The organism is Muriicola sp. SD30, assembly GCF_041205185.1.
In the GTDB taxonomy this organism is placed as follows: Bacteria; Bacteroidota; Bacteroidia; order Flavobacteriales; family Flavobacteriaceae; genus Muriicola.
Genome location: NZ_JBGEWB010000003.1, coordinates 714,840 through 731,565, shown reverse-complemented (window position 1 = coordinate 731,565; position 16,726 = coordinate 714,840). Strand labels below are relative to the sequence as shown.

10 protein-coding genes and 1 tRNA gene are annotated in these 16,726 nt (G+C 42.2%); 8 read left to right on the top strand and 3 right to left on the bottom strand.

Annotated elements, in window-relative coordinates:
• Window positions 1–186: 186 nt before the first annotated feature.
• The 3 genes from AB8P51_RS12385 to AB8P51_RS12375 all read right to left on the bottom strand — a co-directional run bounded on the left by AB8P51_RS12385 (window position 187) and on the right by AB8P51_RS12375 (window position 7,540).
• The gene (locus tag AB8P51_RS12385; protein WP_369749143.1) at window positions 187–1,653 is read right to left on the bottom strand and encodes a glutamate synthase subunit beta; all 1,467 of its coding nucleotides are present in this window, start codon (window positions 1,651–1,653) and stop codon (window positions 187–189) included.
• A 9-nt stretch (window positions 1,654–1,662) separates the two neighbouring features.
• Window positions 1,663–6,168, bottom strand: coding sequence for a glutamate synthase large subunit (gene gltB, locus AB8P51_RS12380; protein ID WP_369749142.1), 4,506 nt, complete (start codon window positions 6,166–6,168; stop codon window positions 1,663–1,665).
• A gap of 229 nt (window positions 6,169–6,397) precedes the next feature.
• A complete protein-coding gene (locus tag AB8P51_RS12375; protein WP_369749141.1) occupies window positions 6,398–7,540 on the bottom strand; it encodes an acyl-CoA dehydrogenase in 1,143 nt (380 codons plus the stop codon).
• Window positions 7,541–7,830: 290 nt separating this feature from the next.
• Between AB8P51_RS12375 and AB8P51_RS12370 the strand changes: the two genes are divergently transcribed.
• The 8 genes from AB8P51_RS12370 to AB8P51_RS12335 all read left to right on the top strand — a co-directional run bounded on the left by AB8P51_RS12370 (window position 7,831) and on the right by AB8P51_RS12335 (window position 16,604).
• Complete coding sequence (locus tag AB8P51_RS12370) at window positions 7,831–9,063, top strand: Glu/Leu/Phe/Val dehydrogenase dimerization domain-containing protein (protein WP_369749140.1); 1,233 nt, start codon at window positions 7,831–7,833, stop codon at window positions 9,061–9,063.
• 13 nt (window positions 9,064–9,076) lie between these two features.
• A complete protein-coding gene (gene nhaD / locus AB8P51_RS12365; RefSeq protein WP_369749139.1) occupies window positions 9,077–10,441 on the top strand; it encodes a sodium:proton antiporter NhaD in 1,365 nt (454 codons plus the stop codon).
• A 50-nt stretch (window positions 10,442–10,491) separates the two neighbouring features.
• Window positions 10,492–11,184, top strand: coding sequence for a MotA/TolQ/ExbB proton channel family protein (locus AB8P51_RS12360; RefSeq protein ID WP_369749138.1), 693 nt, complete (start codon window positions 10,492–10,494; stop codon window positions 11,182–11,184).
• A 9-nt stretch (window positions 11,185–11,193) separates the two neighbouring features.
• A complete protein-coding gene (locus tag AB8P51_RS12355) occupies window positions 11,194–11,580 on the top strand; it encodes an ExbD/TolR family protein (protein ID WP_369749137.1) in 387 nt (128 codons plus the stop codon).
• A complete protein-coding gene (locus AB8P51_RS12350; protein WP_369749136.1) occupies window positions 11,580–12,476 on the top strand; it encodes an energy transducer TonB in 897 nt (298 codons plus the stop codon). Before AB8P51_RS12355 ends, AB8P51_RS12350 begins: the two co-directional genes overlap by 1 nt.
• Before the next feature lie 3 nt (window positions 12,477–12,479).
• A complete protein-coding gene (locus AB8P51_RS12345) occupies window positions 12,480–13,691 on the top strand; it encodes a folylpolyglutamate synthase/dihydrofolate synthase family protein (RefSeq protein ID WP_369749135.1) in 1,212 nt (403 codons plus the stop codon).
• 58 nt (window positions 13,692–13,749) lie between these two features.
• Window positions 13,750–13,824 (top strand) — tRNA-Val (locus AB8P51_RS12340).
• 545 nt (window positions 13,825–14,369) lie between these two features.
• A complete protein-coding gene (locus AB8P51_RS12335) occupies window positions 14,370–16,604 on the top strand; it encodes a hypothetical protein (protein WP_369749134.1) in 2,235 nt (744 codons plus the stop codon).
• Window positions 16,605–16,726 lie beyond the last annotated feature (122 nt).

The window sequence follows — 16,726 nt, the reverse complement described above, 5'->3', positions numbered from 1 at the left end:
AAGAAACAGAAGCAAAAGCCCCTTTATGACAAGTCAGATTTATATTCCCCCCGGGGGACATTCGTCCCTTTACCCCCATGCATAGAATATAAGGTCTAACCCTGCATCTTCCTATCAGAATACTGCCTGGGGAATTTTGAGATCAATTGTTCTTTAAAAATAATCCTGAAAAAAGTACTCAGAAACCTAAATACGGGGTAAATCTCCTTCTCCCTTCAGCGGTAAGGAGGAAGAACCCATTAGGAAAGTATCAACGTGATATGCAGCCTGTCTTCCTTCAGAAATAGCCCATACAATTAAAGATTGACCGCGTCTCTGGTCCCCGGCGACGAACACCCCTGGAACATTAGACTGATAATCCTTAACAGATGCTTTAATGTTAGTGCGAGGATCAACTTCCAGGCCCAACTGATCAGCCAATGTCAGTTCCGAACCCGTGAATCCAAGAGCGAGTAAAGCCAGGTCACAGGGCCATTCTTTTTCAGTTCCTTCGATTTCCTTCAATACAGGTCGTTCCCCCGGTTGTTTGATCCACTCTACCTCAGAAGTAATCAATGCCGTAAGATTACCATCTTTATCCCCGACAAATTTCTTGGTAGAAATACTGAAAAAACGCTCAGCTCCCTCCTTGTGAGACGAACTCGTTCTTAAACGCATTGGCCAGAAAGGCCAGGGTTGATCCTGAGGTCTTTCGGAAGATGGTTTGTTTAAAATCTCAAAATTGGTAACCGATTTTGCTCCCTGTCTAAAGGATGTTCCTATACAGTCAGATCCCGTATCACCGCCACCTATGACAATTACATTCTTATCCGTCGCTTTAATTTCCCCTTTGAATTTCTTCTGTCCATCCACTCTCCGGTTATTTTGAGCCAGGAAGTCCATGGCCTGTACGACTCCTTTTAATTCAGATCCTTCAATAGGTAGGTTTCTGCGTACTGTTGCCCCACCGCAAAGTACCAGGGCATCAAAACGCTCTTTTAATTCCTCAGCGGAAATGTCCTTACTAACATGAATGCCGCACTTAAATTCAATGCCTTCATCTTCAAGGACCTTTAGTCGTCTGTCAATGATGTGTTTTTCCATTTTAAAATCCGGAATGCCATAGCGCAGTAATCCTCCCGGCTTTTCATCCCTTTCATAAACAGTCACTAAATGACCAGCACGGTTCAATTGCTGGGCAGCTGCCAGGCCTGCAGGTCCCGATCCTATTACTGCCACTTTCTTGCCTGTTCTTGATTCGGGAGGGACGGCATTAATCCAACCTTTCTTAAAGGCCGTTTCAACAATATTTTTTTCAATATTCTCAATGGAAACAGGATCCTCATTAATTCCAAGAACACATGCTTCCTCACAGGGGGCAGGACACAGCCTCCCAGTAAACTCTGGGAAGTTATTCGTGGCATGCAAAATTTCTGCTGCTTTTTCCCATTTACCCCTGTATACCGCATCGTTAAAATCCGGTATCAGGTTTCCCAGCGGACACCCACTATGGCAAAAGGGAATTCCGCAATCCATACATCGCGCCCCCTGCTCCTTGAGTTCCTTTTCTTTCATCGGGACGGTAAACTCCCTGAAATTTTTAATTCGCTGGTCTACCGGTTTATAGGGCTCTGTCTTTCTTTCGTACTCCAAAAATCCTGTGATTTTTCCCATGCTATCGTCCTATGTAATTTGTAATTTTTCTTCCTCTAACCTTAAAAGTGCCTGCCTGTATTCCTCTGGGAATACCTTTATAAATTTCGGCAGATAATTTTCCCAGTTCTCTAAAATGCGCTGAGCAAGCGGACTGAAAGTCGCATTGTAATGATTTTCAATCAGGCTTTTCAACATTTCAACATCCTTATTATCCTCAACGGGAAGGAGATTTAAGGCTTCCTTATTGCACCTCTTCTCAAAAGTTTTCTTATCATCCAGAATGTAAGCAATTCCTCCACTCATTCCGGCACCGAAGTTTCTTCCTACCTCACCCAGAATAACGGCTGTACCCCCTGTCATATATTCACATCCATGGTCGCCAATTCCTTCAACTACGGCAATGGCCCCTGAATTCCGCACACAAAATCGTTCTCCTGCTTTGCCATTGATGTAAGCTTCTCCGGATGTCGCCCCATAAAGAGTTACGTTACCTGTGATAATATTTTCTTCAGGCTTTAATGTCGACTTTGCCGGTATTTTAATAATCAGTTTTGCTCCACTTAAACCTTTTCCCAAATAATCATTTGTATTTCCATTGACGATCATGGTAAGACCTTTAGTGGCAAAAGCACCAAAGCTCTGTCCGGCTGAACCGGTGAAGTTTAGTTTTAAGGTATTATCAGGGAGACCCTCGGCCCCGTAGATTTTGGAAATCTCATTGCTTATTATGGCTCCAACCGCCCGATCTGTATTGTGGATAGAGAAGTCCAGACTGGTTTTTTCTTTTCTGAAAAGTGAAGGATGAGCCTTTGAGATAATTTCGAACTCCATGGAATCCTTTACATGGTGTTCCTGTTGTTGGGTATTGTACAGTTTTGTTCCCTGTGTAACATCGATCTTATGTAAAATAGGGGTAAGATCCAGGCCATTGGCCTTATAGTGATCAATCGCCTTATTCCTGTTGAGTTTCTGCACCTGGCCTACCATTTCACTAATGGTCCTGAAACCGAGCTTTGCCATGATCTCGCGTAATTCCTGTGCCACGAAGTACATATAGTTTACAACGTGTTCTGGTTTTCCTTCAAACTTCTTTCGCAACTCAGGATTTTGTGTAGCGATACCCACCGGGCAGGTGTTAAGATGGCAAACTCGCATCATAATACAACCTGAAGCCACAAGGGGTGCAGTGGCAAATCCAAATTCTTCTGCCCCGAGTAAACAGGCTACCGCAACGTCTCTTCCCGTTTTCAATTGACCATCACATTCCAGGACCACCCGATTCCTGAGATCATTCATTACCAGGGTTTGCTGTGCCTCTGCAATTCCGAGTTCCCATGGAAGTCCGGCGTGTTTTAAGGAGGTGAGAGGTGAGGCTCCGGTACCACCATCAAATCCGGAAATAAGGATGACATCGGCCTTGGCTTTTGCAACTCCGGCTGCAACAGTTCCCACTCCTACTTCTGAGACCAATTTTACATTGATCCTTGCTTCACGATTTGCTGATTTCAGATCGTAAATTAATTGTGAAAGATCCTCGATAGAGTAAATATCGTGATGAGGCGGGGGTGAAATGAGCCCAACATATGGTGTTGAATTCCTGGTCTTAGCAATTGATGGATTGACCTTCGGTCCGGGTAACTGTCCCCCTTCACCGGGCTTGGCGCCCTGTGCCATTTTTATCTGAATCTCCTGTGCATTGGTCAGGTAATTGGAAGTGACTCCAAACCTACCGGATGCGACTTGCTTAATAGCACTATTTCGCCAGTCGCCCGATTGATTCTTGTAAAATCTTTCGGCATCTTCCCCTCCTTCACCGGAATTGCTTTTTCCCCCAATTCGGTTCATGGCAATCGCGAGATTTTCATGAGCTTCCTTGCTAATAGAACCATAAGACATCGCTCCTGTTTTAAAGCGCTTTACAATATTGGTCCAGGGTTCCACATCATCTATCGGGATGGGATCGTAATTCGTAAATTCAAAAAGCCCCCTGAGTGTCATCAGCTCTCGCGATTGTTCATTTACAATCTTTGAATACTCTTTGTAGGTATCCGGTTCGTTATTTCTAACCGATTTCTGTAGTTTGGCGATGGTGAGAGGATTGAACATATGTTTTTCACCACCCCGTCTCCAGCGGTATTCCCCGCCTATCTCTACATCAAGATTAGCCGCTACATATTTATCTGCATACGCTTTTTTATGGCGTTTAGCGATCTCTTTCTCTATTTCATACAATCCAATTCCCTGAATCCTGGTAGGAGTATTCGGAAAATATGTATTTACCACATTCGTGTTAAGACCGATACATTCGAATAGTTGAGATCCGCGATATGAATTCAAGGTGGAAATACCTATTTTATTCATCACCTTCACAATCCCTTTTCCAATAGCCTTATTGTAATTTTTTATTGCTTCATCAAAAGTGTATTCAGTAATGTCATTCTCTTCTATTTGTTCCCCTATAATTTCATTTACCAGGTAAGGATTTATTGCGCTTGCTCCAAATCCGAATAATAAGGCGAAATGATGAACCTCTCTCGGTTCTGCCGATTCTATAATAATACTTAGATTAGAACGCTTCCCAAGACGCTGTAAACCACTATTGACAAAGGAACAGGCCAGTAAGGCTGGAATGGGTGCTTTTTTCTTGCTGACAAACCTGTCAGAAAGAATGATAATATTTGCCCCATGGTCTATAGCATCTGATGCTTGTTTTAAGATTGATTCCAAAGAGTCTTCCAGCCCGTTGTGCCCTCTTTCGATATCGTATAGGACAGATATGGATACTACTTTGTAATCCGGACTGGCGTCGTAATTTTTAATCTTGTCCAGGTCTTCTTTGGAGATGACCGGATTCTGGATCTTGAGTTTGCGACAATGCAGTTCGGTAATGTCAAAAATATTCCGGTCTGTCCCCAGAGTTAAACTGATATCAGTAATGAGTTCTTCCCGGATTCCATCCAGTGGGGGGTTGGTAACCTGAGCGAATAATTGTTTGAAATAGTTGTAAATAAGTTGGGGACGTTCTGATAAAACCGCAATTGGGGTATCCGATCCCATAGAACCAATAGGTTCTTTTGCATTTTTACCCATCGGCAGGATGATAGTATTGATATCCTCAAGGGTGTACCCAAAAATCGCCTTTCTCGTTTCTACCGATTCTTCTCCAAGAAACAGAGGGCAATCGTTATAGGGAATGTCTCTCAGATGTACCAAATTTGCTTCGAGCCACTTTTTGTAGGGATGCCGTTTTGCTATTTCCTCCTTTATTTCAGCATCGTTGACAATCCTTCCTTCTTCCATGTTGACAAGGAACATCCTTCCTGGCTCAAGTCGCCCGTGATACTCAATATTTTCCGGCGCAATGTCTAGTACTCCGGTTTCTGATGACATGATTACATAATCATCTTTGGTCACCGAATATCTCGATGGTCGGAGTCCGTTTCTGTCTAAGACTGCCCCTATGTAGTTGCCATCCGTAAATGGTATAGAAGCCGGTCCATCCCAGGGCTCCATAACGCAGGAGTTATACTCGTAAAAGGCTTTTTTTGCCTCAGACATTTCAATATTCTTTTCCCAGGCTTCAGGAACCAGCATCATCATTACTTCCGGGAGAGAGCGACCTGTCATCAGCAGCAGTTCTACCACCATGTCCATAGTGGCAGAATCGGATTTACCGGGCAGGATAATCGGGAGTATTTTCTTTATTTCAGGTCCAAAAAGCGGACTTTCCATTAATGCTTCCCTGGATCGCATTCTCGTTACATTTCCTCTGAGGGTGTTGATTTCTCCATTGTGACACATATATCTGAAAGGCTGTGCCAGGTCCCAGGTAGGAAAGGTGTTGGTAGAAAACCGTTGGTGAACCAAAGCCAATCTGGTCACTACCCGCGGATCCATTAGGTCTTTGTAGTATAATTTGATATCCTGGGGCATCAATAGCCCTTTAAAAATGATGATTTTGGTAGAAAGACTTGGGATGTAGAAAAACTTGCTTTCAGAGAGTTTAGAGTTGATTACTGTATGCTCTGTTATCTTTCGGGCGATGAACAACTTTCGATTTAAAGTGGCTATATCCTCTTCTTCAGAGCCTTTTCCTACAAATATCTGCTTTACATAGGGTTCTGTTTCAGAAGCCATTCTGCCGGGCACTCCTCTGTTAACAGGTACGTCGCGCCAACCCAGGAGTTGCAGTCCCTGTCTTTTGATCTCCCCTTCAAGGATAGAGATGCAGAACTCGCGCTGGTTCTCCTTTTTAGGAAGGAAGACATTCCCGGTAGCATACTCTCCGGGTTCCGGCAATTCAAAATTACAGACCTCCTTAAAGAACTGATGGGGAATATCTATAAGGATTCCTGCCCCATCTCCGGTTTTACCATCTGCACTAACAGCACCCCTGTGTTCTAGCTTATCCAAAATTTCCAGGGCCTTATGGATAATATCGTTGGATTTTTTTCCTTTAAGGCTACAGATAAACCCGGCACCGCAGTTGTCGTGTTCAAACTCCGGTAAATACAATCCTTGCTTCTTCAACATCACTTTAGTGTATTTTACCAAAAATATCAAAAACACTAAGAATCATGTAGTGTTTAAAGCCATTTAGGGTGAAAAATACATCGTGCATAATTTTTTGTTGAAAAAAATGCAAAATAGAATATTTAACCTCTTTTTTATGGTTTTTTCACAATCGGGGAAATTGAAAAAAGACCCTCAATGGGGTCTTTTAATAAGGATATTATAATTAATGAATTAACCTTTGAAGTTGTTAATCTCTGAGAACACTCCGCGAAATTACAATCTTCTGAATTTCCGAAGTTCCTTCATAAATCTGAGTGATTTTGGCATCTCTCATCAGCCGTTCTACATGGTAGTCTTTTACAAACCCATTCCCACCGTGAATTTGAACAGCTTCTACGGTAGTTTCCATAGCTACTTGAGAAGCATAAAGTTTAGCCATCGCCCCGGAAAGATCATAATTTTCATGCCGGTCTTTGTCACAGGCGGCTTTGTAAACCAGAAATCTGGCGGCCTCTATCTGCGTGTGCATATCAGCCAGTTTGAAGGCGATAGCCTGGTGATTCATGATTTCGGTACCGAATGCTTTTCTCTCCTTTGAGTATTTTTTGGCCAGTTCGTAGGCTCCCGCCGCAATACCTAAGGCCTGTGCAGCAATTCCAATCCGGCCACCGGCAAGCGTCTTCATGGCAAATTTAAAGCCAAATCCGTCTTCTCCTATCCTATTTTCCTTGGGTACTTTTACGTCGTTGAAGTTTAGAGAATGAGTATCACTTCCGCGTATTCCTAACTTATTCTCTTTTGGCCCAATCTCAAACCCTTCCATACCTTTTTCAACGATCAGGGCATTGATGCCTTTATGTTTTTTCTTAACGTCTGTCTGAGCAATCACCAGGTATACATCGGCAGAACTACCGTTTGTGATCCAGTTCTTTGTGCCATTCAACAGATAGTGATCGCCCTTATCTATAGCAGTCGTTTTCTGAGATGTGGCATCACTTCCTGCCTCGGGCTCGGAAAGGCAAAACGCTCCAATGATCTCGCCGGTAGCTAGTCGTTTCAAATATTTTTCCTTTTGTTCCTTTGTCCCGAAAGTCTCAAGGCCCCAGCAAACCAATGAATTGTTTACAGATACGATAACCGAAGCAGACGCATCCACTTTCGAAAGTTCTTCCATAACAAGGACATAAGAAAGTGTATCAAGGCCACTTCCCCCGTACTCTGGATCAACCATCATCCCCATAAAACCAAGGTCACCCATCATTTTAACCTGGGCGGCAGGAAACTTTTGTTCTTCATCTCGTTCTATTACTCCGGGAAGTAATTCCTGCTGTGCAAAATCACGTGCAGCCTGCTGTATCATCAATTGTTCTTCGGAAAGCGTAAAATCCATACTGCTTATTATATTGTTAAAAAAGGCTTACAAATATACATCTAGATTAGATATTATTCAATGATTATATAGCCAATTTGAGAATCTCACAATTAAATCTTGCGTATTTGCAGAAGGACAGGATGAAAACCTTTTATACCCGGGCAATATTTTTATATTTGTTGCAGACTGAAGCGTAAGGATAAATCTGCATTATATTATGAGACAACACTAGCTTAAATCACATCCAAGGCCATAACAATGGGCTGTCCGGGCAGAAGTATTACAACTCATAATCTAATCCTTATTTAATGAAAGATCTTTTAAAGCAGTACGAAGACAGAGCTCCTGAAATAGTTTTTAATTGGAAAGACCCCGAAACGGAAGCGGAAGGCTGGACAGTGATCAATTCTCTTCGAGGAGGAGCTGCCGGAGGGGGTACGCGAATGCGTGAAGGCCTTGATATGAACGAGGTACTGTCTCTTGCAAAAACAATGGAGGTTAAGTTCACAGTGTCTGGTCCTCCTATAGGCGGGGCAAAGTCGGGTATAAATTTTAATCCCAACGATCCGAGGAAAAGGGGTGTACTGGAACGCTGGTACAGGGCTGTTTCCCCTTTACTTAAGAGTTACTACGGTACTGGTGGTGACCTCAATGTTGATGAGATACATGAGGTGATCCCGATTACCGAAGATGCCGGAGTTTGGCATCCGCAGGAAGGCGTTTTCAATGGCCATTTCAAACCAACCGAGGCAGATAAAATCAACAGGATTGGTCAGCTTAGACTAGGCGTTATCAAAGTACTGGAGAGTGCAGTGCATTCCCCTGATACCTCAAAGAAATACACGGTTGCAGATATGATCACCGGTTTTGGGGTCGCAGAGGCCATTCGGCATTACTACGATATTTACGGGGGGTCTGTAATCGGCAAAAAAGCAGTCGTTCAGGGATTCGGAAATGTGGGTGCTGCAGCAGCTTTTTACCTCGCCCAAATGGGTGCTAAAGTAGTCGGAATCATAGACCGCGAAGGCGGTGTGATCAAGGAAGATGGTTTTTCTTTTGATGAGATCAAATATTTTTTCCTGCACAAAAAGGGAAATACATTGATTGCTGATGCCGACAGGATGATACCATTTGAAGAAATGAACGAGCGGATCTGGAGCCTTCCTACAGAAATATTTGCCCCTTGTGCGGCTTCCCGACTCATTACAAAGGATCAAATTACCCAGATGATCGATACTGGTCTGGAGGTCATTTCCTGTGGTGCCAACGTCCCGTTTGCCGATAAAGAGATTTTTTTCGGTCCCATAATGGAATTCACAGATGAAAAAGTAAGCCTTATCCCTGATTTTATTTCCAATTGTGGAATGGCCAGAGTTTTTGCTTATTTTATGGAAGGAAGAGTGGCTATGGAGGATGAATTAATATTTAATGATACCTCCGATGTCATCAGAAAAGCAATTTTGAATATCTTTAAACAAAATCATACTAGAACCAACATCAGCAAGACCGCTTTTGAAATAGCATTGAAACAACTACTATAAAAACCAATTTGATATGGAAACCATTATCATTATCATCTTCGTAGCAGGATATTTGGCAATTACTTTAGAGCATAATTTAAAAATAGATAAGCTGATTCCCGCTTTGGCGATGATGGCTATTCTGTGGGCGATTATTGCACTTACGCATATGCCTGTTTTTGAAGTTAATGCAGATTTAAAGGAATTGGAGCCCTCACATATTGATGAAATGCTACTGCATCATCTGGGTAAAACTGCAGAAATATTGGTTTTCTTATTAGGTGCAATGACAATTGTAGAGATCATCGATTATTTTGATGGGTTCGCTACGATAAAAGGGTATATACGTACTAAAAAGAAGTCAAAACTCTTATGGCTATTTTCCATCCTGGCCTTTATTCTTTCGGCCATCATCGACAACCTTACTGCGACTATTGTTTTAGTTACAATTTTACAGAAGGTGATCAAAGACAGGGAGCTTCGACTTTGGTTTGCAGGTATGATTATTATCGCTGCGAATGCCGGAGGGGCCTGGTCTCCTATCGGAGATGTAACTACAACTATGTTGTGGATTGCCAATAAAGTAAGCGCATGGCAGCTTATTGAACATGTATTTATTCCATCGGTGGTCTGTATGGTCGTTCCGGTGCTTTTTGCACTCCGTTACAAGGTCTTTCAAGGAGAAATAGAAGGTGATCTGGAGGAAAAGGAAATTCCCAAATCGCCCTATGGTGCTACAATGTTATACCTCGGACTGGGATCTATTGTATTTGTGCCTTTTTTCAAGACCATTACTCATCTTCCTCCTTATGTAGGGATGATGTTGTCTTTGGCAGTAGTTGCTACTTTCGCTGAGATATACAGTAATGCAAAATTTAGTATTTCTTCCGTTGATGCAGTTTCTGATGAAGCTTCACATCACAGTCCGGTGCATTCATCACTTTCTAAAATAGAGCTACCCAGTATTCTTTTCTTTCTCGGAATTCTTTTGGCAGTAGCAGCACTGGAATCCCTCGGGATGCTATTCGAATTTGCCGAAGTACTCGATAAAACGATGCCCATGATGGGCTCAGAATCTATGAATCAGTCAGTTTCTGACTTGGTTATAATGATTCTTGGCGTGGGTTCGGCAATTATTGACAACGTTCCCCTGGTGGCAGCCAGTATGGGTATGTTTTCAATACCCATGGATGATTCTGTATGGCATTTTATTGCGTATTCAGCAGGAACAGGTGGAAGCATGCTCATTATAGGCTCAGCCGCAGGGGTGGTAGCGATGGGAATGGAAAAAATAGATTTCTTCTGGTACTTCCGCAAAATAGCGTGGTTGGCTCTCGTAGGGTTTGTCTCTGGAGCAGCTTGTTTTATACTTATAAGAAATTTAGTGTTGAATGCATAATTAAATCTTCATAACTCCGTTATAGGGGCAAATTAACTAAGAGAATACCTATGATAATATTTCAAGATCTGGCTAATGATGTCCAGGCAGGGGAGGTAATATCCGAAGAGAAAACACTTTCGGTCATCGATTTGATCCTCAGCGGAGGCACGGGAAGTATCGTGATCATTTCCGTATTGTTTGCGATGCTTGCAGTAGCTTTATATATCTATTTTGAAAGACTGTTGGCTATCAAAGCAGCTTCCACCATCGACAAGAATTTTATGAACCAGATCAGGGACCACGTGATGAACGGGAAACTGGAAGCCGCTAAGATCCTTTGTGCGCAAACAGATTCTCCGGTTGCACGTCTCACTGAAAAAGGGGTTTCGCGGATTGGAAAACCTCTGGACGATATCAATGCTGCCATTGAAAACGCTGGTACCCTGGAGGTATATAAGCTTGAAAAAAACGTGAATATACTGGCAACGGTAGCCGGTGCAGCACCCATGATTGGATTCCTGGGAACAGTAATAGGGATGATTTTGGCCTTCCATCAAATGGCCAGTAGTGGTGGCCAGGCAGAAATGGGCGCCCTTGCCTCGGGGATTTATACGGCAATGACAACAACTGTGGCCGGATTGGTTGTCGGTATTATTGCCTATATGGGGTATAATCACCTTGTAAACCGAACCGATAAAGTGATCCATAAGATGGAAGCAAATGCGGTTGACTTCCTCGATCTACTCAACGAACCTGTTTAAAGTAGCACCATGAAATTGAAAGGTAGAAATAAGATCAGCCCGGAATTTAGTATGTCTTCTATGACAGACATAGTATTTCTCCTGCTTATCTTTTTTATGTTGACCGCAAATTCACCCAATGCACTTGATTTACTTTTGCCTAAGGCCAAAGGGAAATCGACCAATACCCAAAATGTTTCAGTTTCCATTAATAAGAACCTGGAATATTTTGTAGACAAGCAGCAGATTAACGGAGCCTATATTGAAATTGAATTAAAAAAAGCACTGGAAGGGAAAGAGAACCCCACCATTATTCTGAGGGCAGAGGAAAGTGTCGCCATTAAGGAGGCCGTCAATGTCATGGACATTGCCAATAAGAATAATTACAAGGTGATCCTTGCCGTGCGACCTAATTAATGTCGTTCCTGGATACGAGACACAAGAAAAAGTCATTCTCACTTACCGTATTCGTGTTAAGTGCACTCCTCCTATTGTTATTCTATATTGGCCTGACATATATGGATCCTCCCATTGAAAATGGGATTACGGTCGACTTCGGAAGTATGGATTATGGGTCAGGACGAGATCAACCAAAGGAAATACTGCAGCCAAAACAAAGTGAAACTCCCGAAATAACAGAAGCTGAAAAAGAGGAAGAAGTGGTCGAGGAAATAGAAGAACCTCAGGAAGAGGCAGCTCCCGATAAAGAAGCTGAAGAACTGCTCACCCAGGAAAGGGAAGAGGCTGTTAAAATTGAAAAACAAAAGGAAGCCCAGAGAAAGGCTGAAGAAGCTGCAGAAAAGAAAAAAAGGGAAGAAGAACGAGCCGAAAGGGAGCGGCAGGCCGCCCTTGAAAAGGCCCGACTAGAAAAAGAGGCAAAGAAAAGAGAATTAGATGCCCTTATGGGCGGAATAAATAATGCTGATGGGACCGCACAGGGAAATGAAGGTGATGATGAATTACCTGGCGACAAAGGTCGGGCAGATGGAAATCCCTATGCCAATAGTTATTACGGTAGTCCGGGTTCGGGAAGCGGAACCGGCGGGTACGGCCTCAAAGGCAGATCTCTTGTCAACCAGGGGAAAGTCCAGCAGGAATGTAACGAAGAAGGTAGGGTAGTTGTCAGAATTGTTGTAGACCGAAACGGAAAAGTGATCGATGCTCAACCGGGGGTAAAAGGTACAACCAATAACCATCCCTGTCTTACAGAACCGGCAAGGAAAACAGCATTTCTTCACCGCTGGAATCTCGATCAGAAAGCTCCTAGTCAACAAATCGGTTTTGTTGTGGTCAACTTTAAATTAGGCGAATAATAGATGACCTATCGCGACACCTTGGATTGGATGTTTGCTCAACTTCCAATGTACCAGCACAAAGGTGCTAGCGCGTACAACGGTAAACTTCAGGGAATACAGGCCTTCGCCACTCATTTAGGAGAACCACACCTCACTTTTAAAAGTATCCACGTTGCCGGAACCAATGGGAAGGGATCTTCGAGTCATATGCTTGCATCCATACTTCAGGAAGCAGGTTACAAAACGGGCTTATACACTTCGCCACATTTAAAAGATTTTCGGGAACGTATCCGGATTGACGGGCAAATGATCTCTGAAGAAAGGGTAGTCAAATTCATTTCAGAAAATAAAATTTATATAACGAAGAACCGGATGTCGTTTTTTGAGATGTCCGTTGCACTTGCGTTCGATTTATTCTCAAAGGAAAAGGTAGATATTGCCATTGTGGAGGTAGGATTGGGGGGACGACTTGATTCAACTAATATCATTTCCCCGGAAGTCTCCCTGATCACTAACATCGGAACGGATCATGCTGATTTGCTCGGAGATTCTGTTGAAAAAATAGCATACGAAAAAGCAGGAATAATTAAGCCATATACTCCGGTGGTGGTTAGTGAGAAACAAAACGAAACCCTCGAAGTTTTTACCCAGGTGGCAAAGCAACAACAGGCGAAACTAGTTTTTGCGGAAGATTTAGTTAAAAAGGAGTTTACAACTTCCCTGAAGGGAAATTATCAGGACAGGAATATAAAAGGTGTGGTTGCAACCATTCAGTTATTGGAGCAGTACAATATAACCGAGGATCATATTAGAGAAGGGCTGCAAAAAGTGGTGGAAAACACCGGACTTTTAGGTCGCTGGCAGGTCTTATTGCAGGAACCCCTGATAATTGCAGATACTGCACACAACAGTGAAGGTCTTTCTCTGGTTATGGATCAACTTCTCAAAGAGGACTATAGGGAATTATGGATTGTACTTGGAATGGTTAAGGAGAAAAACCTCGATCAGATTCTTCCTTTATTTCCTAAAAACGCCCATTATCTGTTTTGTAAACCAGATATTCCAAGGGGATTGGATGCAGAGATTCTGCGTGAAAAAGCGAAGGCATTCGGACTCAAAGGTGAAATATCCTGTTCTGTTAAGCAGGCATTGGAAACTGCACAGAAGGCAGCCGGGAAGAACGATTTGATTTTTGTTGGGGGAAGCAATTTTACGGTCGCTGAGGTGCTGTGATTTTTTACTTTTTTTATTTTAGGTATCAAAAAACTATTCTATATTTGCACCCCGTTTAGGGCTCTTAGCTCAGTTGGTTCAGAGCACCTGCCTTACAAGCAGGGGGTCACTGGTTCGAATCCAGTAGGGCCCACATCACTCAGAAAATCCACGCGAACTCGCGTGGATTTTTTATATCCGATAAACAGGGAACTTGTTCCTGTGTTTAGCGGATATAAAATATCAATGCCGATATATATCGGCATTGGATTTTCTATTTGCATCAGCGGTTTTCCGCTGGATCACGAACGCAGTGAGTAATCCTTAACGAACTTGTTTGAGCGAATGGAGGGGATAAAAACATACACCGCACTGAAGTGCGGTGTGATTTTCTAATTGCATCAGCGGGCCGAGTCTGGATCACGAACGCAGTGAGTAATACTTCGCCAAACCTCTTTTAATCAACTTGAGTGGGATAAAGTTTTAGTACGGATCCATCCAGAGCAAGGCTCAAATTTCCGTATGTAATGTTGTTTACATAAAGAAAGATATGCTGAAATAAGATAAATATTCTTTGCAGATATCTTCTTATCTTCATGAGGAGAATAAATGAATAATTAGATTAAGAGAAGGACCTCTTTGTTGAATAAATAGACGTCCGTCTTGTGATTATGAATTTACATTTTGTAGCTCATAAAGATGTCAAATATACTAGCATCCACAAAATCGAATTTTGGTACCCTGCCGGTATTCTTAACCGCCATTTCTACCATTTTGGGGGCTATAATGTTCCTTCGATTTGGATTTGCAGTAGGCTCGGTGGGCTTTACGGGTACTCTATTAATAATTTTTATTGGCCATTCGGTGACATTTGCCACGGCAATGGCTCTTGCTGAAATCGCAACGAATCAGAAAGTTGAAGGAGGAGGGGAATATTTTATCATTTCCCGTTCCTTCGGGTTTAATATCGGGGCAGCGATTGGGTTGACCCTCTATTTATCCCAAGCCATTAGTGTAGCCTTTTATGTGATAGCATTCGCTGAGGCTTTTGAGGCAATTAAGCCCTGGATTACCTCAGTATTTGGATTCGAATTAAATGATAACCGTGTGTTCAGTGTTCCGGCTTTATTACTGCTCATTTGGCTTATGGTGTCAAAAGGTGCTAATTTGGGAGTTAAAGCACTTTATGTTGTCGTTAGTATTCTGGCATTATCACTTATCCTTTTCTTTATGGGCTCTACCCCTTATTCTGAAGTCTTTGACAATTCATTAATTTTTAAAAACGTAGCGACAGACAAAGGCTTTTTTTATGTATTTGCCATCATTTTTCCTGCTTTTACCGGAATGACCGCAGGCGTTGGACTGTCGGGTGATTTGAGAAATCCCAAGAAGTCAATTCCCTTGGGTACACTTTCGGCTACTATTGCAGGGATGATCATTTATATATTTATAGCTTACAAATTGGTTTCTTCGGCCAGTCCTTCAGATCTTGTGAATGATCAGTTGGTAATGAGTCAGATAGCGTTATGGGGTCCGATAATTCCAATAGGCCTGGCGGCAGCTACAATTTCCTCGGCAATAGGATCCTTTATGGTAGCTCCCAGGACATTACAGGCAATAGGGGGCGATCAAGTCTTACCAAACAGATTTGTTAATTTCTGGGTAGCCAGGGGATCAAAAGACAGTAATGAACCCAGAAACGCTACTATCATTACCAGCATTATTGCCCTGATATTTGTATTAATGGGAGATGTAAATGCAGTAGCCGAAATTATCTCCATGTTTTTTATGGTGACTTACGGTTCATTGTGTCTAATCTCTTTTTTGCAGCACTTTGCTGCCGATCCCTCATACAGACCTTCCTTTAAGTCGAAATGGTACTTTTCACTCTTTGGCGCTATTATGTGTATTTATCTGATGTTTAAAATAAATACTATCTATGCCATTGCAGCAATTTTGGTAATGGTGTTGTTATATTTTTATATCACTTATAGGGGCGATAAAAAGAAAGGAATGGCTCGTATATTCCAGGGGGTGATATATCAGTTCAGCAGAACTATGCAGGTATTTCTTCAAAAAACAGAAAAAGAAACCGCGGAAGAATACTGGCGACCTGCTGTTGTGTGTTTATCAAAGGACAGTTTCGAAAGGTATAGTGCTCTGGAAATTATGAAATGGATATCCTATCGATATGGTTTTGGCACTTTTATCCATTTTGTACAAGGTTACCTGTCTAATGAATTAAAGGCTGATGCTAATAATAAACTGCAGAAACTTATTCAGTTGGCTGCCTCCAGCAAATCAAATGTTTTTCTTGAAGCTCTTATTTCCCCTTCGAATACCGGCGCCATTGCGCATGCTATTCAGCAGCCTGGAATCTCCGGGCAGCCAAATAATACCATGCTCTTTGAATTCAAAAAAGGAGAGCGGGAGTGGCTTTTGGAAATTATTCAAAATTACAGCTTACTTAAGGTTGCTGAATATGACCTGTGTATACTGGCCAGTTCTGACAAAGGTTTTGGGTATAAGAAAAATATTCATATCTGGATTAGAAAGGAAGACTATGAAAATGTCAACTTGATGATCTTGCTCTCCTATATAATTCTGGGGCATCCCGACTGGAAGAAGGGTGAAATCAAGATATTTGCGACTTTTCCTGAAAAGGATTTAAAACAGGAAAAAGAGTATTTAACTGAACTCACGTCTAGCGGGCGCCTGCCTATTTCTTCCAAAAATATAAGGGTGTTGCCTATTGAAACAGGCGTGAGTAGAAAAGAAGTAATTAATAAGTATTCCGTAGAAGCAGACCTAACGTTGATCGGTTTTCACGGAAGCATGATGAAATCAGAAAAAGCAATTGAATTATTTGAAGGGTACGATAGTATTGGCAATATCCTTTTTGTTAATACCCTGGTCTCCAAGTATATTAAATAGGTGAAAATATTTACTTCTGCGAATAAGTATTATAATCGAGAGTAAAATTTTACCCTGAAGGGAGATATAATATTTTTCTTACAAGTATTAGTTCCCTATCTTTTCTGCTCAATTTATAACCC

Bases quoted from the DNA above. Each gene is read 5' to 3' on its own strand.
- AB8P51_RS12385 (WP_369749143.1), bottom strand. From the start codon at position 1,653: ATGGGAAAAATCACAGGATTTTTGGAGTACGAAAGAAAGACAGAGCCC.
- gltB (WP_369749142.1), bottom strand. From the start codon at position 6,168: ATGTTGAAGAAGCAAGGATTGTATTTACCGGAGTTTGAACACGACAAC.
- AB8P51_RS12375 (WP_369749141.1), bottom strand. From the start codon at position 7,540: ATGGATTTTACGCTTTCCGAAGAACAATTGATGATACAGCAGGCTGCA.
- AB8P51_RS12370 (WP_369749140.1), top strand. From the start codon at position 7,831: ATGAAAGATCTTTTAAAGCAGTACGAAGACAGAGCTCCTGAAATAGTT.
- nhaD (WP_369749139.1), top strand. From the start codon at position 9,077: ATGGAAACCATTATCATTATCATCTTCGTAGCAGGATATTTGGCAATT.
- AB8P51_RS12360 (WP_369749138.1), top strand. From the start codon at position 10,492: ATGATAATATTTCAAGATCTGGCTAATGATGTCCAGGCAGGGGAGGTA.
- AB8P51_RS12355 (WP_369749137.1), top strand. From the start codon at position 11,194: ATGAAATTGAAAGGTAGAAATAAGATCAGCCCGGAATTTAGTATGTCT.
- AB8P51_RS12350 (WP_369749136.1), top strand. From the start codon at position 11,580: ATGTCGTTCCTGGATACGAGACACAAGAAAAAGTCATTCTCACTTACC.
- AB8P51_RS12345 (WP_369749135.1), top strand. From the start codon at position 12,480: ATGACCTATCGCGACACCTTGGATTGGATGTTTGCTCAACTTCCAATG.
- AB8P51_RS12335 (WP_369749134.1), top strand. From the start codon at position 14,370: ATGTCAAATATACTAGCATCCACAAAATCGAATTTTGGTACCCTGCCG.